The 18,200-nt window shown below is 32.4% G+C and carries 19 protein-coding genes and 2 tRNA genes; 14 read left to right on the top strand and 7 right to left on the bottom strand.

Translation table 11 applies throughout. The annotated features are described in order from the left end of the window. Positions 1–103 precede the first annotated feature (103 nt). The 3 genes from LG649_RS05290 to LG649_RS05280 are packed head-to-tail and all read left to right on the top strand — an operon-like array spanning position 104 to position 3,878. Positions 104–2,518, top strand: coding sequence for a TonB-dependent receptor (locus tag LG649_RS05290; protein ID WP_226541881.1), 2,415 nt, complete (start codon positions 104–106; stop codon positions 2,516–2,518). Positions 2,519–2,572: 54 nt separating this feature from the next. Continuing rightward, positions 2,573–3,568, top strand: a complete 996-nt coding sequence (gene dusB, locus LG649_RS05285; protein ID WP_226541879.1) for a tRNA dihydrouridine synthase DusB — start codon at positions 2,573–2,575, stop codon at positions 3,566–3,568. A gap of 28 nt (positions 3,569–3,596) precedes the next feature. Next, a complete protein-coding gene (locus LG649_RS05280) occupies positions 3,597–3,878 on the top strand; it encodes a SelT/SelW/SelH family protein (RefSeq protein ID WP_226541870.1) in 282 nt (93 codons plus the stop codon). On the opposite strand, the gene LG649_RS05275 is transcribed toward LG649_RS05280, so the two are convergent. Both LG649_RS05275 and rbfA read right to left on the bottom strand, forming a co-directional pair. Beyond that, positions 3,875–5,080: an ABC transporter permease gene (locus tag LG649_RS05275; RefSeq protein ID WP_226541869.1), complete on the bottom strand. Its 1,206-nt coding sequence runs from the start codon at positions 5,078–5,080 to the stop codon at positions 3,875–3,877. The genes LG649_RS05280 and LG649_RS05275 overlap by 4 nt on opposite strands. A gap of 46 nt (positions 5,081–5,126) precedes the next feature. Continuing rightward, positions 5,127–5,522 carry a 30S ribosome-binding factor RbfA gene (gene rbfA, locus LG649_RS05270; RefSeq protein ID WP_226541867.1) on the bottom strand — a complete coding sequence of 132 codons (396 nt, stop codon included), beginning with the start codon at positions 5,520–5,522 and terminating at the stop codon, positions 5,127–5,129. Positions 5,523–5,603: 81 nt separating this feature from the next. On the opposite strand from rbfA, the gene mce reads away from it, so the two are divergent. The 3 genes from mce (at position 5,604) to LG649_RS05255 (ending at position 6,660) form a co-directional block, all read left to right on the top strand. Continuing rightward, a complete protein-coding gene (mce, locus tag LG649_RS05265; protein ID WP_226541865.1) occupies positions 5,604–6,008 on the top strand; it encodes a methylmalonyl-CoA epimerase in 405 nt (134 codons plus the stop codon). 77 nt (positions 6,009–6,085) lie between these two features. Then, positions 6,086–6,159 (top strand) — tRNA-Ile (locus LG649_RS05260). Positions 6,160–6,462: 303 nt separating this feature from the next. Beyond that, complete coding sequence (locus LG649_RS05255) at positions 6,463–6,660, top strand: PID-CTERM protein-sorting domain-containing protein (protein ID WP_226541857.1); 198 nt, start codon at positions 6,463–6,465, stop codon at positions 6,658–6,660. Between the two features lie 5 nt (positions 6,661–6,665). On the opposite strand, the gene LG649_RS05250 is transcribed toward LG649_RS05255, so the two are convergent. Beyond that, positions 6,666–7,256, bottom strand: coding sequence for a riboflavin synthase (locus tag LG649_RS05250; protein WP_226541855.1), 591 nt, complete (start codon positions 7,254–7,256; stop codon positions 6,666–6,668). 66 nt (positions 7,257–7,322) lie between these two features. Here LG649_RS05250 and pdxA point away from each other — a divergent pair, with 66 nt between their 5' ends. The 8 genes from pdxA (at position 7,323) to LG649_RS05210 (ending at position 13,730) form a co-directional block, all read left to right on the top strand. Beyond that, on the top strand, positions 7,323–8,366 hold the full coding sequence (gene pdxA / locus LG649_RS05245) for a 4-hydroxythreonine-4-phosphate dehydrogenase PdxA (RefSeq protein ID WP_226541853.1): 1,044 nt from the start codon (positions 7,323–7,325) through the stop codon (positions 8,364–8,366). A 136-nt stretch (positions 8,367–8,502) separates the two neighbouring features. Further along, positions 8,503–9,045 (top strand): YceD family protein, encoded by a 543-nt coding sequence (locus LG649_RS05240; protein ID WP_226541851.1) that lies wholly within the window; start codon positions 8,503–8,505, stop codon positions 9,043–9,045. Positions 9,046–9,054: 9 nt separating this feature from the next. Continuing rightward, positions 9,055–9,255: a 50S ribosomal protein L32 gene (gene rpmF / locus LG649_RS05235; RefSeq protein WP_042496062.1), complete on the top strand. Its 201-nt coding sequence runs from the start codon at positions 9,055–9,057 to the stop codon at positions 9,253–9,255. Positions 9,256–9,437: 182 nt separating this feature from the next. After that, complete coding sequence (locus LG649_RS05230; protein ID WP_226541849.1) at positions 9,438–10,433, top strand: beta-ketoacyl-ACP synthase III; 996 nt, start codon at positions 9,438–9,440, stop codon at positions 10,431–10,433. Positions 10,434–10,463: 30 nt separating this feature from the next. Further along, entirely contained in the window at positions 10,464–10,949 is a 486-nt protein-coding gene (accB, locus tag LG649_RS05225) for an acetyl-CoA carboxylase biotin carboxyl carrier protein (protein ID WP_226541847.1), read from the top strand. 74 nt (positions 10,950–11,023) lie between these two features. Next, the gene (gene accC, locus LG649_RS05220; RefSeq protein ID WP_226541845.1) at positions 11,024–12,376 is read left to right on the top strand and encodes an acetyl-CoA carboxylase biotin carboxylase subunit; all 1,353 of its coding nucleotides are present in this window, start codon (positions 11,024–11,026) and stop codon (positions 12,374–12,376) included. Between the two features lie 213 nt (positions 12,377–12,589). Further along, positions 12,590–13,291 carry a monofunctional biosynthetic peptidoglycan transglycosylase gene (gene mtgA / locus LG649_RS05215; RefSeq protein WP_226541843.1) on the top strand — a complete coding sequence of 234 codons (702 nt, stop codon included), beginning with the start codon at positions 12,590–12,592 and terminating at the stop codon, positions 13,289–13,291. After that, the gene (locus LG649_RS05210; RefSeq protein ID WP_226541841.1) at positions 13,272–13,730 is read left to right on the top strand and encodes a GreA/GreB family elongation factor; all 459 of its coding nucleotides are present in this window, start codon (positions 13,272–13,274) and stop codon (positions 13,728–13,730) included. The genes mtgA and LG649_RS05210 overlap by 20 nt, the downstream gene beginning before the upstream one ends. Before the next feature lie 45 nt (positions 13,731–13,775). On the opposite strand, the gene LG649_RS05205 is transcribed toward LG649_RS05210, so the two are convergent. The 4 genes from LG649_RS05205 to LG649_RS05190 all read right to left on the bottom strand — a co-directional run bounded on the left by LG649_RS05205 (position 13,776) and on the right by LG649_RS05190 (position 17,750). After that, positions 13,776–15,176 (bottom strand): RtcB family protein, encoded by a 1,401-nt coding sequence (locus tag LG649_RS05205; RefSeq protein WP_226541840.1) that lies wholly within the window; start codon positions 15,174–15,176, stop codon positions 13,776–13,778. A gap of 190 nt (positions 15,177–15,366) precedes the next feature. After that, entirely contained in the window at positions 15,367–16,467 is a 1,101-nt protein-coding gene (locus tag LG649_RS05200) for a slipin family protein (RefSeq protein WP_226541838.1), read from the bottom strand. 731 nt (positions 16,468–17,198) lie between these two features. Then, a tRNA-Pro gene (locus LG649_RS05195) sits at positions 17,199–17,271 on the bottom strand. 137 nt (positions 17,272–17,408) lie between these two features. Continuing rightward, entirely contained in the window at positions 17,409–17,750 is a 342-nt protein-coding gene (locus LG649_RS05190; protein WP_226541836.1) for a tetratricopeptide repeat protein, read from the bottom strand. Positions 17,751–18,200: the final 450 nt, after the last annotated feature.

Below are 18,200 nucleotides of genomic sequence, written 5' to 3'. Positions count from 1 at the left end.
GAGTTTAAGTATAATTATGGGTAATAGTTTATGGAAATTAAATATAAATTAAACAATTACAGGTATTTATAGTTGTAGGTTTATATTTTAATATACTAAACTTATGATACCGTTAATTAAAATCTCGAAAGGGTTATTTCTATTATATTTTATTGTTTTAAATCTGTTTATTTTAAATGCTCAAAACAATAAAAAAGTTCCAGAAATTGAAGGTGTATACTTGCACACCGATCGTACAAAGTATATGTTTGGCGAGTCACTTTGGTATAAGGCTTATTCTGTTTATCCTTATAGTAATCTTCTTTTTAGTAAAAGCCAACTATTGTACGTTGAGTTAGTTTCTCCTGATGCCGAAGTTGTGGCTCAAAATAAAACCATTTTAGAAAATGGATTAGGTCATGGAGATTTTATTTTAAACGATTCTTTAGGGTTTAAAAAACCAGGGATTTATCAATTAAGAGCTTACACGAATTGGAATAGAAATTTCGATGATCATTTTGTTTTTAAAAAAGACATTGAGATTTTAAATGTTTTCCAACAGGCAAATTCTGAAGTATTAAACGTTTCTAAAGCTTCAAACGAAGAAAATTTAAAATACAATACTTTAAAAAAAGTAAATATTCAGTTTTTTCCAGAAGGTGGTTCGTTAATTACAAATGTAAATAATGTAGTTGCCTTTAAAGCTACAAATAGCAAAGGTTTTCCAATACAATTAAAAGGTGAAATTTATAAAGCTTCAAACGATTCGCTTGTTACTTTTTTTGGTACACTTCATGATGGTATGGGAAAGTTTATGTTAAACCCACAGCCAGGTGAAACATATTATGCTAAAATTTTAAATACAGATATTAAACAACAACTTACTGGTAGTTTAAAACAAGGTTATGCTTTAAGTTTTAGAAAAGTACGTGGTAAAAACATGCTCATTATTAAAACCAATGCAAATACTTTAGCCAGTCAAAATAAAGCACCATTTCAAATTATATTTAAATTTAAAGGGGTTACTTACTTTAATATTTCACAAGTTATTGTAAATCCTACAACTTATTTAGAAATACCTAATAACACGCTTCCTGAAGGCATAAACCAAGTAACTTTAATTGATGCCAACAACCGCCCACAAAGCGAACGATTAATTTATTTAGAAAAAAGTAAAGATTTAAATGTTGTTATTTCAACTAATAAAAGTAGTTATCAACCTAACGAAAAGGTAACTTTAAAAGTATCGTCAAAAAACAAGGCAGGAGAAGTAGCTTTAGCAAGTTATTCTGTAAGTTGTATTGATAAAAACGGCGAAGATGCTAAAAACTATCAATCCAATATTGCTTCGTTTTTTTTAATAGAGTTCGATATTAAAGGAAAAGTGCATAATCCTGGGTATTATTTCGATGAAAAAAATCTGCGACGATTTCAAGATTTAGATTTATTACTATTAACACAAGGTTGGAGAAACTATTTATGGAAAAACTTACCAGAACCTAAGCCTATAAAAGCCCCTTTTTTAACCGAAAAAGGCATTACATTTAGCGGTCGTGTTAAGCAAATACTTGGTACAAAAGTAAAAGCAAATAATATAGTAACCTTAGCTTTATTTAACAATGGTAAACTTGAGATGTTAAGCACAGAAACAGATGCTTTAGGAATGTTTAGGTTTAAAGACCTCATGTTTTATGGTAAAACAAAGTTTGTATTAAGTTCTAAAAACGAAAAGGGCAAAGGGAAAGGCCAATTACTATTAGATAAATTTAATAGAGTTCCACTTGAGGTTAACTTAAATCCACAAGTTTTTACAGTCGATACCATTAAGAATACAACACTAAAAAATAATATTTTAAAAAAACACATGGCGTTTGGTGTAATGCCAGAAAATGTTTTAGATGAGGTTGAAATTATAGCAAAGAAAAAAGCAGAACTTTCACAAAGTATTTACGGAACCCCAGATAGAACTTTTACTTTTGAAGATGAAAAACGCTCGTTTTCAACCATACACCAACTTATTCAAGTTACTATTCCTGGCGTGCAAGTTTCGGGTTCAACTATAAAATTTACCAGATATAATGGGCCAGCACAAATAATAGTAGATGGTATACCTTGGCAACAGGAAGAGGTTGCCTTTATACAACCAAATGATGTAGAAAAAATAGAAATTTTAAACGGCGCAAGTGCATCAATTTTAGGAGCAAATGGAGGTAATGGTGTGCTTTTAATTTATACAAAAGAAGGTGCTTTAAATCGAGAAAAAACGATTTATCATACAGTAAAGGATGAAGTAAATGGTTTTTATAAAGCCAGAGAATTTTACACGTCTAATCCTTTGGAAAATAATCAACAAAATAGCACAGAAGCTGTTAGGAACACTTTGTATTGGAACCCTTATGTTCATCCTGAAAATAATGGCGAGGTAAAATTAAATTATTTTAATAGCGCAGTAGAAACAGAAGTGCAGATAACTTTAGAAGGTATTACAAAAACCGGTATTCCTGTGGTTAGAAACTGTTATTACAGCATCGAAAAATAGCTTTATTATAAACTAAAAAATAAAATACTGTATTTTTGCCTCAAAAACTGTGTTGTGGTAAAAATAGGTAATATAGAACTTCCAGATTTTCCATTGCTTTTAGCACCAATGGAAGATGTTAGCGATCCGCCGTTTCGAAAGCTGTGTAAAGAGCAAGGCGCCGATGTGGTGTATACCGAGTTTGTGTCTAGTGAAGGCTTAATTCGTAATGCCGCAAAAAGCGTAATGAAGCTTGATATTTACGAAAAAGAGCGTCCCGTGGGAATCCAAATATTTGGAGCAAACCTAGACAGTATGCTTCAAACTATTGATATTGTATCAGAATCTAAACCAGATATAATCGATATAAATTTTGGTTGTCCGGTAAAAAAAGTAGTAAGTAAAGGCGCTGGCGCAGGTATTTTAAAAGATGTGTGCCTTATGGAAAAACTTACTGCCGAAATGGTAAAACGAAGCTCTATTCCTATTACTGTAAAAACCCGTTTAGGTTGGGATCACGATTCTATAAAAATTGTTGAAGTTGCCGAACGCCTACAAGATGTTGGTTGTAAGGCTATTGCTATTCATGGACGCACGCGCGCACAAATGTATAAAGGAAATGCCGATTGGAAACCTATTGCCCAAGTAAAAAACAACCCAAGAATGCATATTCCGGTGTTTGGTAACGGTGATGTAAATACACCAGAACGTGCTATGGAAATGCGAGACGAATACGGGTTAGATGGCTGTATGATAGGACGTGCAAGTATTGGTAATCCTTGGTTTTTTAAGCAAGTAAAACACTTTTTTAATACAGGAGAACATTTAGCTCCAATTAGTATGAAAGAACGTGTTGAAGCTGCACGCCAACATTTGCAAATGAGTATCGATTGGAAAGGTGAAATTCTTGGTGTGTTAGAAACTAGAAGACATTATACAAACTACTTTAAAGGTATTCCGCATTTTAAAGAATACAGAACAAAAATGGTAACAAGCGACGATGCTAAAGATGTTTTTGCTGCTTTTGATGAGGTTGAAGAAAAATTTAGCGATTACCAGTTTACTTTATAACAATACGTTTTTATAAACATTTAAATTTATGAAAAATAGCGTTAAAATTATTTATTGTACACAATGTAAATGGTTACTACGAGCGACTTGGATGTCTCAAGAAATACTATCTACTTTTAATGAAGAAGTAAACGAATTGATTTTAGTACCGGGAACAGGCGGTATTTTTGAAATTTACGCTAACGATGAAAAAATTTGGTCAAGAAAAGAAATGAATGGTTTTCCTGAAATTACTACGTTAAAAATAAAAGTTAGAGACGTTATTGCACCAAACAAAAACTTAGGACATATTGATAGGAAAGCAAACTAAATGTTATGAACTAAAGGTTCTGTAATTCTAGTTGATGCTATTTTCGAGGCAATAATTCCTAAAATAGAAATTGTAATAAAAACAATAATAAAGTTTTCTAACTTAATGCTAACAGGGTAAGGTAACGTAGGAGTAATCATTACCAAATTAAATTGTTGCTGTAATAATGTTAGAATAAAAGCCAAAAATAGCCCTATAATACCTCCAATAACGCTCATTAAACTTCCTTGTAAAAAAAATATTTTTCTAATATCTTTTAATGTTGCTCCTATATTAAATAAAGTATTTAAGCTTTTCTTTTTATCTAAAATCATCATTATTAAAGAGCCTATAATATTAAAAAAAGCAATTATTAACACTAAAGTAAAAATTAAATACACGGCTAAATTTTCGGTGTTTAGCATTTTGTAGAGGGCATCGTTTAATTGTGCTCTATTTTTTAAAATCACTCTATTTCCTAAAATGGTTTTAATTTTTGATTTTACTAAAGCTTCATCGGTGTTTTCATTCAATATAAACTCTATAGATGAAATTTGATTTTCCTTGTAATTTAAAAGGTTTTTAACCAAATCTATTGGAGCAAAAACAAATTCATCGTTTAATGTTTCGTTTATGTAAAATACACCAACATTTATTGCTTTTACAGAATTAAATGCGTTTTTAGTAGAGGTAATTTGTCCTGTACCAGCTTTAGGCACATAAATGGATATAGGTTTAGTAAAATCTAAAACACCTAAAGATAACGTGTTAGATATACCCCAGCCCATAACAACTTGATTCGATTTTTGATCGAGCCAATTACCATAATCTAAAATAGAATCTATTTTGGCAACTTGTTCGTAATTGGCATCAACCCCTTTAAGTGTAGCGAGTGTATTTTTATCTTCAACACTAATTGCAACGCGGTCTTCTATAACTCTGGCAAAGTGTTTAATTTCTTTTATGTTTTTAAGTTTGGTAAGGTCTTGTTCTGTTAGCATAAAAGATTTCCCAGTGGTACTTTCAGCCTTTAAATCAGGGTCTATTATACTTGTAAACTTAAGTGTAAAATCTTTTAAACCAGCAAACCCAGAAAGCACAACAAATAATGAAGCAGCACCTAAAATAACGCCTATAAGTGCTATATATGTAATAATATTTATAGCATTATTGCTACTTTTAGAGTATAAATAGCGTTTTGCAATGTACAGCGAAAAATTCATGCTTTAAAGATAAGAAAGCAACAGAGATAATATAAAAAGCGTAGTATTATTTCTTTTTTCTTTTTTCTAAAATTGAAGGATCTTTAATTGGGTTATCTTCGCCTTTAAGCGATTTATTAATATTATCTATATATTCCAAAGAATCATCAATAAAAAACTCTAAATTAGGCATACGGCGTAATTGGTTTTTAGTCCGTTGTGCTAATTCGTGTCGAATTAAAGGAGTGTTCGAGCGAATACCTTCTAAAAGTTCTTTGCTTTTATCGTTTGGAAAAATGCTTAAATACACTTTTGCAATACTTAAATCTACAGTAACACGAACTTTACTTACAGAAATTATAACACCACGCATACCGCCATCTGTAGCTGCACGTTGTAAAACATCAACTAAATCGTGTTGTAAAACCGATGCTATTTTTTTTTGTCTTTGACTTTCTTCCAAAATATAAATTGCTATTAAAATGCAAAAATAAGATTATTTTTATTACCATATATTGTATCTTATACAAATACAAGCTTTAAAATGAATAAAATTGAACATATAGGCATTGCAGTAAAGAATTTAAAGGAGTCTAATATTTTATTTGAAAAGCTTTTTGGAACACCAAGTTATAAAATTGAAGAAGTGATATCTGAAGGTGTTAATACCTCGTTTTTTAAAGTTGGAAATAATAAAATTGAATTACTAGAAGCTACAAACTCAAATAGTGTAATAGCAAAGTTTATTGATAAACATGGTGAAGGCGTACACCATATTGCGTTCGCAGTAAATAATATAGAAGCAGAAATTAATAGGTTAAAAAACGAAGGTTTTACTGTATTAAGCAATGTGCCAAAAATAGGAACAGATAATAAAAAGGTTGTTTTTTTGCATCCTAAAACCACTAATAATGTATTAATTGAGCTTTGTGAAGATATAAAGAAATAATTTTTCTTGTAGAGTTATAAAATAAGTAGTAATATTGCACTCTCTTTTAAAAAAGAGTGATTAGTTATATGCTAATGGGTCCTATAACTCAGTTGGTTAGAGTATCTGACTCATAATCAGAAAGTCCCTGGTTCGAGCCCAGGTGGGACCACAAAACTAAACCGTTTCAAATTAATGAAACGGTTTTTTTGTTTTTATAATATTAGGTGTCGAAAAATAAAGATAACATGAGCATAATTTATACTTCACTAAAACGTTTATATTTGCAATTAGCTTACAAGTTATATATTTGTTAATCAAATAATATTCAATTTTTTACAAAATTTTACTGTAGCTAGTTTAAAAATTAAAACAAATTGTATTTCATCGAATATTTTTGTTGTTTAAACCAGATTTTAAGTTATAAACCATGTTTTACGCATGCTTTTTTTTATACATTTGTAACTCTATGAAAATGCAAAATAAAAGAATATTTGCCTCAATCTTATTTGTGTTAATAAGTTTGGTATGTCTTGGTCAAAAGACACCACCACCTCCTAGTACTCCAGCACCAGGGCCAGGTTTTATTTTGCCAATAGATGGAGGTGTTTTGTTAGGTGCTTTTTTTGCTATAATTTATGGCGTTAAAAAAATGGTTTTCAATAAAAAATAGTCTTTTTATTGTTTCAATTCCACTAATCTTGCTACATATTTTCCTAAAACATCAAATTCTAAATTAACTGTAGTTCCTTTTTTAAAAGTATTAAAATTAGTATGCTCATAGGTAAAAGGTATTATGGCAACGCTAAATTTATCTTTTTTAGAGTTTACAACAGTTAAACTAGTACCGTTTACAGTTATTGACCCTTTTTCAATTGTTATATTGTTTAATGATGAATCATAACTAAAAGTAAAAATCCAGCTTCCGTTTTCTTCTTTTACATTTTCACAAATAGCTGTTTGGTCTACATGTCCTTGTACAATGTGTCCGTCTAGTCTATCGCCAAGTTTCATAGCGCGTTCTAAATTAACTTTATCGTTTATTTTTAAACTTCCTAAGTTTGTTTTTAATAAAGTTTCGTTAATTGCTGTAACTGTGTAATTATCATCTTGTATTTTAACAACTGTAAGACAAACACCATTATGGGCTACACTTTGGTCTATTTTTAATTCTGAAGTAATATTACTTTTTATTGATATATGCAGATTATCTTGTTCTTTTTCAAGATGTGTTACCGTTCCAATTGTTTCAATAATACCTGTAAACATTTTATTGTGGGTTTATTTAATTAAATTTGCAAAATCAAAATTACGAACAAAACTTATCATTTTTAAATGAAGGAAGCTGAAAATATAATAGTAGGAATTTCAATAGGCGATTTAAATGGCATTGGAGGCGAAATAATTTTTAAAACTTTTGAAGATGTACGTATGATGGAGTTTTGTACACCAGTTATATTTGCATCGGCAAAAACCCTAACCTTTTTAAAAAAGCATTTCAATTCAGAAATTAAATTTCATTCTATAAATCAAATAGAACAAATTGTAATTGGAAAATTTAATGTACTAAATTGCTGGAACGAACATGTAAAAATAGAGTTTGGTAAAGAAGATTCTAAAATTGGTGATTATGCTTTAAAATCATTACAAAAAGCAACCTTAGCATTGAAAAACAATGATATTGATGTATTAGTAACGGCGCCAATTAATAAACATAATATACAATCTAACGACTTTAAATTTCCTGGCCATACCGATTATCTAGCAAAAGAATTAGGAGGTAATAGTTTAATGTTTATGATTACTAATAGCTTACGTGTAGGGCTTTTAACAGATCATGTTCCGGTAAAAGATGTATCAAAACATATTACCCCAAAATTAATTGAAAATAAAGTTAATACCTTATATAATTCTTTAAAACAAGATTTTAGAATACAAAAACCAAAAATAGCCGTTTTGGGAATAAACCCCCACACAGGTGATAATGGTGTAATTGGTTCTGAAGACGATGAGGTTTTACGGCCAACAATTTCTAAACTTAAAGAACAAGGTAAATTAATATATGGCCCATATGCTGCCGATAGTTTTTTTGGATCTAATACCTACAAAAATTTCGATGCAGTAATAGCATCATACCACGACCAAGGTTTAGTCCCTTTCAAAACATTGTCATTTGGGCAAGGAGTTAATTACACAGCAGGTTTAAACAAAGTACGAACTTCACCAGATCATGGTACGGCATATGAAATTGCAGGAAAAGGAATTGCTAACGAAAATTCGTTTAAAGAAGCGGTTTTTGCAGCCATTAAAATTTATAAAAATCGAAGCGATTACGAACAATTAACAATAAACCCATTAAAAAAGAGTACAAAAAAGTAATTATTCTTAACTTTATAAAAGTAATTAACAATGTTAAACGTTTAATAATTAAACGGATAAACAAAAAAATGTTTATAAATATAGCTACGTAAATAAAAATTTATATATTTGCAGGCTCAAAATAGATACGATTAAAATGAAACCATTAAAAGAGTTTACAATTCCTTTTGTGGGATTAAAGATTGGGAAGCATCATTTTGATTATCAAGTTGAGAAAGCGTTCTTTGAATACTTTGAGTATGAAGATTTTAAAAATGCCAATGTAAAGGTTGATGTTGAGCTAGAAAAGAAAACCACTTTACTAGAATTGCATTTTAAAATCTCAGGATGGGTAAATGTAAATTGTGATTTAACTAACGAACCCTACAACCAAGCTATTGAAAATAGTTTTAATTTAGTGGTTAAGTTTGGAGAAGAATATAACGACGACTATATAGATATATTAATAGTACCACATGGTACTTTCGAAATTAACATTCAGCAATATATCTACGAATTAATTGTATTATCAGTTCCGGCAAAATGCATACATCCAGGAGTTGAAGATGGAAGTCTAGACTCGGAAATACTTAAAAGATTAGAAGAGCTAAGCCCTAACGAGCAAAAAGAAAATAAAGACCAAAACGAGGACATCGATCCTCGATGGAATACATTAAAGAAACTATTAACGGATAAATAACATATAAAAATGGCACATCCTAAACGTAAAATCTCGAAAACAAGAAGAGATAAAAGAAGAACACATTACAAAGCTACTGCGCCACAAATAGCAACTTGTCCTACAACAGGCGAGCCACATTTATACCACAGAGCGCACTGGCACGAAGGTAAACTTTATTACAGAGGTCAAGTATTAATTGATAATTCTGAAGTAGAAAACGTAGCATAAATTTATTATGCAAGCATATAGAAAAACGCTCTTTTTGGGCGTTTTTTTTTGTGAAACATTTTTTATACACCACAAAAACTAGTAATTTGCATAATATTACGTCATATTTGGGAATTATTAGCCAAATTTGAATGTTTTTGTACAATTTGTAATAATTTTTAGTACTAATTAACTTGATAGTTATGAGTGAAATTTCTGCAGCAATTACAGCTGTAGGCGCTTATGTGCCAGATTACGTATTAACCAACCAAATTTTGGAAACTATGGTTGATACTAATGACGAATGGATTACCACCAGAACGGGTATTAAAGAAAGAAGAATTTTAAAAGATGAAGATAAAGGAACTTCATTTTTAGCCATAAAAGCCGCGCAAGACTTAATAAATAAAAAAGGTATCGATCCTAAAGATATCGAACTAGTTATAGTAGCCACTGCTACACCAGATTTAAAAGCAGCATCAACAGCATCTTATACCGCAACTCAAATTGGAGCAACCAACGCTTTTTCATTTGATATGGATGCAGCCTGCTCAAGCTTTTTGTTCGGTATGTCAGTTGCTTCAAGCTATATAGAATCAGGGCGCTATAAAAAAGTCTTACTTATTGGTGCCGATAAAATGTCGTCAATAATTAATTATAAAGACCGAGCTACATGTATTATTTTTGGAGATGGTGCAGGAGCCGTACTTTTTGAACCAAATGAAGAAGGCTTAGGCTACCAAAACGAATATTTAAGAAGCGATGGTTCTGGAAGAGAGTTTTTACAAGCTCCAGTTGGAGGTTCTTTAAATGCAATTACCCATGAAGCTATAGATGAGGGCAAGCAATTTGCTTATCAAGAAGGCAGAACTGTATTTAAAAACGCTGTATTTAATATGGCAGATGCTACTGTTAAAATACTAGAGCGTAATAACCTTACTAAAGATAATGTAAACTGGTTAGCAGCACACCAAGCTAATAAACGTATTATTGATGCTACTGCCGAACGAATAAACTTAGAGCCAGAAAAGGTAATGATGAATATTCACAAATACGGTAATACAACATCAGCAACCTTACCATTATTGTTAAACGATTACGAGTCTCAACTTAAAAAAGGAGATAATATTATATTTGCTGCCTTTGGCGGCGGATTTAATTGGGGGTCAATATATTTAAAATGGGCCTACAATTCATAAAATATAACCAAAACACTAATTAATAAAACTATGGATTTAAAAGAGATTCAAAACTTAATCAAGTTTGTTGCAAAATCAGGAGCAAGCGAGGTTAAATTAGAAATGGATGATGTAAAAATCACCATTAAAACAGGATCAGATTCAGATACTACAATTGTGCATCAAGTGCCAGCACCTCAAATCGCACAAGCACCAATTGTTCAAGCAGCACCAGTTGCAGAAGCACCAGCAGCGCAACCTGCAGCACCAGCCGAAACAAAATCAGAAGACTCTAAATATATCACTATAAAGTCTCCAATTATTGGAACATTCTACAGAAAACCATCTCCAGACAAACCTTTATTTGTAGAGGTAGGTCAAACTATTGCAGAAGGCGATGTGCTTTGTATTATTGAAGCTATGAAACTTTTCAACGAAATAGAGTCTGAAGTTTCAGGGAAAGTAGTTAAAATTTTAGTGGATGATTCTTCGCCAGTAGAGTTCGATCAGCCATTATTTTTAGTAGACCCATCATAACCCATTTTAAAATTCCAAAAAGCAAATCCCAATTTGTTGGAATTTGGAATTTGAGATTTTAATAATATAAAGTTATGTTTAAAAAAATATTAATAGCAAACAGAGGTGAAATAGCACTACGTGTTATACGTACTTGTAAGGAAATGGGAATAAAAACCGTTGCGGTTTATTCTAAAGTAGATGAAGAAAGCTTACATGTAAAATTTGCCGACGAAGCCGTATGTATAGGGCCAGCACCAAGTAGCGAGTCTTACTTAAAAATGTCTAACATTATTGCTGCAGCCGAAATTACAAACGCCGATGCCATTCATCCAGGATATGGATTCTTATCAGAAAACGCAAAATTTTCAAAAATTTGTGAAGAACACGGTATAAAATTTATTGGTGCATCTCCAGAGATGATCGATAAAATGGGAGATAAAGCTAACGCTAAAGCTACCATGAAAGCTGCAGGAGTACCATGTGTACCAGGTAGCGACGGTGTTATAACATCTTTTGAAGAGTGTGAAAAAATAGCAGTTGAAACAGGTTACCCAGTTATGTTAAAAGCTTCTGCCGGTGGTGGAGGTAAAGGTATGCGAGCTGTATGGAAACCAGAAGATTTAAAAGCTGCTTGGGATTCTGCACGACAGGAAAGTAAAGCTGCCTTTGGTAACGACGATATGTATATGGAAAAGCTTATTGAAGAGCCTCGCCATATCGAAATACAAGTTGTTGGAGATTCTCGTGGTAAAGCATGCCATTTATCAGAAAGAGATTGTTCGGTACAACGTCGTCATCAAAAATTAACAGAAGAAGTACCGTCGCCTTTCATGACCGATGAGTTGCGCAAAAAAATGGGAGAAGCAGGTGTACGTGCCGCAGAATATATTAATTACGAAGGAGCCGGAACAGTTGAGTTCTTGGTAGATAAACACCGTAATTTTTATTTCATGGAAATGAATACACGTATTCAAGTAGAGCATCCAATTACAGAACAAGTTATAGATTTCGATTTAATTCGTGAACAAATACTTGTAGCTGCAGGTGTGCCAATTTCAGGAAAAAACTATACGCCAAAATTACACTCTATAGAATGTCGTATTAATGCAGAAGATCCTTATAATGATTTTAGACCATCACCAGGAGTTATAACAACATTACACGCTCCAGGAGGTCATGGTGTACGTTTAGATACGCACGTTTATGCGGGTTACGCCATTCCACCAAATTACGACTCTATGATTGCAAAGCTAATTACTACAGCGCAAACAAGAGAAGAAGCAATAAACAAAATGAAACGCGCCTTAGACGAGTTTGTAATAGAAGGCATAAAAACAACTATACCATTCCACAGGCAATTAATGGATCATCCAGATTATGTTGCTGGTAATTATACCACAAAATTCATGGAAGACTTTGTAATGGAAAAAAAAGTTGAAGAATAAATAAACAGAAACTCCGGAATTAATTTTCGGAGTTTTTTTTTTATGGTGTTTCTTTTGCCTTTTATGGGCAAAAGTCAGGCTATCCACTATATCTTTTTTATTCGTGCCTCAAAAAAAGGATGCCGTTTCTATCCTTAACACAAAGCAACGTCCTGTTAAAATAAGTATCTTTACAACCTATTAAATAGTATACAAATGTCCTTAATTTTTTAAATGAAAAAACTATTTCGTTTTATACTAAAAAGTTGTTTTTGGTTTGTTATTATATCAATTTTATGGGTTGTAATGTGTCGTTATATTCCTGTGTATTATACGCCATTAATGGCAATTCGCTATTTTGGAAAAACACAATCAACTTCACAGTTTCAGCATAAATGGGTAAATATTAATGATATTTCTATTCACTTGCAAAAAGCTGTAATTTGTAGCGAAGACCAAAAGTTTTTAAGCCATAATGGCTTTGATTTAGATGCTATCGAAAAAGCGTACCAAAACAATAAAACAGCAAAACGCATAAAAGGCGCAAGCACCATTAGCCAACAAACAGCAAAAAATGTGTTTTTATGGCCAAACAGAAGTTGGTTGCGTAAAGGTTTAGAAATGTATTTTACCTTTTTAATCGAAAGATTTTGGAGCAAACAACGCATTTTAGAAGTATATTTAAATAGCATTGAAATGGGAAATGGGGTTTACGGAGCAGAAGCAGCATCAAAATATTGGTTTGGTACATCGGCAAAACGTTTAACTATAAGTCAGGCAGCCGCAATTGCAGCTATATTACCAAACCCAAGGCAGTACAAAGCGCAACCAGCAACAAATTATATATCGGCCAGAAAAAAGTGGATTATTAAGCAAATGGGATTTTACGGACCGTTAAATTTCCCAAAAAAAGAGCATGGAAAACTTAAAAATTAAAGCAAAATTGCTACAGCTTTGCAAAGCTAGTTTAGAAATACGATTACAAAGTGTTTTAGCAGTTATAAACGACTTAAAACAAAGTTTACAAAGTGAAACCAAAAGTAGTGCCGGCGATAAGCATGAAACGGGACGAGCAATGTTACAACTTGAGCGTGAAAAAGCAGGGCATCAATTAGCAGAAATTGAAAAGACTAAACAAGTTCTTTCTAAAATTAATCCAGAATCTTTTTCTAAAAATGTTGGTTTAGGTAGTGTGGTATTTACAACAAAATCTAACTATTTTATTAGTATTAGTGCAGGTGAGCTTAAAGTTGAAAGTGAAATATTTTATGCTATTTCTGCTAGTACACCAATTGGTCAATTACTGTTAGGAAAATCGGTTGGAGATAAAGTGGCTTTTAGAAATATAACTTTTGAAATTACAGCGCTCTTATAAACAAAAAAGCAGACCAACATACGTCACAGTCCACTTTTTTCGTTTCTAGGATTTATTTCTTCTTCTTTTCTCTCTTTTTACGCGCCAAGGTGCATTTTTTTGCCAATCGCCTGCCATAATACAACCGTAAGGTAAAACCTCATCAATTACATTTCCTAAACCGTATTCTTCCATTTGGTTTCTTACGGTTTGAGCATTTTTATAAGCGCTTGGTAACTCGGTAATATCAATTTCTTTAGAGAAAAACCGAACATCTAATCCGCGTGTTTCTTCCTTAAAAATTTGCATAATGCTTCCCGTTTTGCTCTTTCTGTGTTGTGTGCGACTTACGTTTCTACCGGCACCATGTGGCGCAAAACCTAAATTGGTTTTGGTAGTTGCACCATCAACAATTAACACAGGTTCAGACATGTTTAAAGGTATTAATCTTGGACCAGTAATGTCTGGCATAAACTTAGCATCTAAAGGTGTTGCACCTTTAGCGTGATAAAATAAATCACCTTCTTTAAATACAAAGTTATGCTCGTTCCAGTAACGGTTTTCAATAGCAATTTCTAAACTTTCAGAAACCGAATTATGAATTACCTCATGATTGGTTTTGGTCCATTGTCTTATGGTTTGCAAAGCTTGCCAATAGTCTTGACCTTCTACAGTATCAAAAGGAATCCATGCGTTTTGTTTTAACGTTTCTGGTGATAATATTTCTCTAAAACGTTCGGCAATTTTCATCCCTTTTGTATACAATCTAGCACCAGGACCACGAGATCCGTGATGAGTTACCATCATGGTATTTCCTGTTTTTTTTGATGTTCCAACAAACAAGAAATGGTTACCATCGCCTTGCGTTCCTAAATGTGCTCTTGCTGCTAGAATCATTTGTTGGTCTTTTAAGAAATAATTGTTTTCAAAAGCTTCTAATAATTCCTTCGGAAATCTAAATTGTGTATTTCTATCGCGTCCACCAGGACCAAAATGTGTGTTGGCATGCGCTGCATCTAACACGTCTTTTGGGTTTACTTTTCCAAGGTCTGTTAACATGACCGAGCAACAAATATCTGCACTATGCATACCAGGATGAATGGCATTTTTTGCTACTGCAACACCGCCAACAGGAATGGTTCCGTTTGGTCCAGTTGGGCAAGCATCTGGCATAATGGCACCATTGACTAATGTTGGTGTTTTCATTAAGGTTTGCATCGAGTTAATGACTTTAGAAACGTTATCTTCTTCTAACTCGTTTTCTGCTTTTATGTTAATTGAAAAGTCTACTGGTGTTTTATGCAATGGTAATGGATCTGGTAACTTGTATTGCTCTAAATAACTTTGTAAAGCATCGCCTTGTAATTGGTTTTCGTTAATGTAAACCAATGCTTCTTGCATCCATTTGCCTTGTCTGTAACCTAAATTGATTAAGTCTTTTCCGGTTATTTTTGTGTTTGTTTTCATTGTTTTATTTTAATTACACTACAAATATTATAGTGTGTTGCGCAATGTTTTTGCGTCTTTGTATTTTTTTATCTAACAAAATACCCTTTGGTTTAGCCCGCGTAAGCGATTGAAGTGGCATCATTTTGTTCGCAAAAGATATAACGTAAAGCGCTACCACGCCACTAAAAGGGTGGTTACTCCCAAAAAATTACTTGTTTACTGAAAAAAGATCTTTTAATTGTTCGATCACGTTTCCGTTTCCGGCTACGGTGATTTCGCCAATTTTATCGGCTATTTTTTCTACGTATTCCATTTCTTTTAATTTGAACAACATGCTGTTGTCTTCCATTAATTTTGCGGTATTTAACAAGCTACGTGTTGATGCGGTTTCTTCGCGTCTTGTAATTACGTTGGCTTGCGCTTTTTTCTGTGCAATTAACACTTGGTTCATGATGTCTTTCATGTCGCCTGGTAAAATTACATCGCGCATACCGGCATGTAATACGTTTACGCCTAACTTACTGGCTTGCGCTTTTACGTCTTCTAGAACTGCTTTTGCTATTTGGTCTTTTTGCTCTAACAATTCGTCTAAGGTGTAAGCGCCAACGTATGCTCTTAAGGCTAATTGCAAGCTTGTGTACAATTGTTTTTCGTAATCTTTATTTTGCATTAATGCCGTTTCGATATCGACTACTTTGTACTGTGCGTAAAAGTTAATACGCACAGCTGCTTTGTCTTTGGTTAACAACTCCTGACCTGATACTTCTAATTGTAACTGACGTAAATCTGCTTTTACGATTTTTATAGTTTGATTGTTTCTCCAGAAGTGGTATGTACCGTGATCTAAAATTTTATCAAACTTATCGTCTACAATCATAATGGCTTTTTCGTAAGCTGCAACTTCGAAAGCGCGTATGTATTGTCTTAATTGCATATTGGTATATAAAGACTTGCTGATATTTTCTGTGATTTCGATTTTGCTTAAATCTACAGTGACAAATTTATAGTCTACCAACGTGTTCCAAAAGGTGTATTGACCAGCGGTTAGCACTTGCTTAAAGTTGTTGTATGTGTAAACTAAAACAATTTGGTTGTCTTCTACATTTATAACGTGTAACATGTTGGCTAAAGCTTGTTCTTCTAGTAAGATTTCCAATGCTTTAGGCGCATTAAAAGCTGTAGTTAAGCTGTATTTTGCAACGGTTTCGTTAAAGCCTAACCAATGTGTACCACTGGTAATTACGCGTTTGTAATCACCGCTTTTAAATACTAAACCTACGTTTCCTGCATGAATTCTTACTCTCTTCATGATTTCTAATTATTATGTTCTGATTGCATTATTTTTTAAATATCAGAACGGTTATACATTTATAATAGAATTTTTGAGCTTATGCTGAAAATGATCTATTCGTAGTTAAAGCAAAATAAAAATTAACCATCTTTATAACTACGGAAATACTATGGTTTATAGCGCTTTACATAATGTTTAGTAGATGATTTTTAAATGTTTACACCGAAATAATTTCAATGATTTAATTTAAAAATGAATCTTTAAAAGATTACCCAAAGTGACTTTAAATACATTAGTATTTCAAGGTGTTGTCTAGACTGCTTTTGTAAAAATTACATAAGCTAGCCAACTTATACTTTGCCTTTATTTTTAGAGCCATTTTTTACGTGATGGCAACACTGGTGGTCGATTTTTACAAGTGACCTTCTTAATCAAAAAAAGATGGATTAAAGTCCATTTTCAAAACTGTAACCTAAATACAGCGCGTTTGCCAATTTCGCCACAAGACCGTTAGATCTTGGTAGGATTCGAACCTACAATTTGAATCTATTGCTATACCTGACTTAGCTACTTCCCGTGAGAGAAGACAGGATTCGAACCTGTGTACATAGATGGGATTATTTATTTGGTCAAATAATCTAAAAACCTTCAAGTCAAGTTGAACATAAAAACCTAATGCGAAACCGCAAGGATTTATACAATAGTGCTATACAGAAACACTTAACAAGACTTGCTTGATGTTTTAATTGTCTGAGAGATAGGATTCGAACCTACAACCTCTCGCTTCCAAAGCGAGTAAACAAACCATCGTTATCCTTTCAGTTTTTTATTAAGCTTCACCAGTTCCTGCGACTGGTGAAGCGCTACTGTTAAATTAAGCTTGATTCCACAAAGCTTATTGTTAATGACTCTGCAAATATTTTACACTATTGCGCAATGTTTTTGCGTAGTTTTAAAAATTACTTTTTATTCTTCTTTTTCTTGTCTTTTTTACTCTTTTTCTTTTTAGAAGCTATTTTCTTTTTAGGTTTTATCTTGTCTTTTATTCTGGATATTTCATTATCAATATGACTGATAAAACCATTGTTGTAACCAAATGCTTTTGCTGTTTTTAATGCTTTAATGGCTTTTTCATAGTCGCCCAATTGCTCTGCTTGCAAACGTCCCATTAAATACAAAGCGTAAGCGTTGTTACTTTCGTAAGACAAAGCGTAGTTTAGGTTTTCTACGGTTTCTTCTAAATCATATGGATAGGCATCTATAGCTTTAAGCACGTAGTTGTTTAACAAATTCGTGTCCATTGTTTTGTGTTTTTAATTCTGAATTTTGTCCAGAATTTGATTTAATATTTTCGTTCTTGAAACACTTCGACTGCGCTCAGTGTGACATCACGATTTTAAAATTCTTAGTTTCGGGAAATGTTTTAGCAGACTCGCTAATGACTGAAAAACAAAAAATCCGAAACAGTTTAAAATTTGCTTCGGATTTTTCATTTTGTATGAGTTTACAAAAGTTTATTTACAATAATCACGAAGCGTCACAAAAGGTAAAAGTCCTTTTGGCTTTGGTTGATATGTTATAAATAAACGCATTGTTCTTGTTTTTTTAATGTTAATTGTTTTGGCTGTTATCATTTAGCCAATTGCACTGCAAAGATTTAGATTTATTTTTCAATTTTCAAAATTTATTTTTTCAATTTCAGGAAATTACAACCCTTAATACGTAGTATTAACTTTTTTTTAAAAAAGCAA

Source organism: Neotamlana laminarinivorans (genome assembly GCF_020523925.1).
In the GTDB taxonomy this organism is placed as follows: domain Bacteria; phylum Bacteroidota; class Bacteroidia; order Flavobacteriales; family Flavobacteriaceae; genus Neotamlana; species Neotamlana laminarinivorans.
This window is presented reverse-complemented; position numbering and strand designations above follow the sequence as displayed.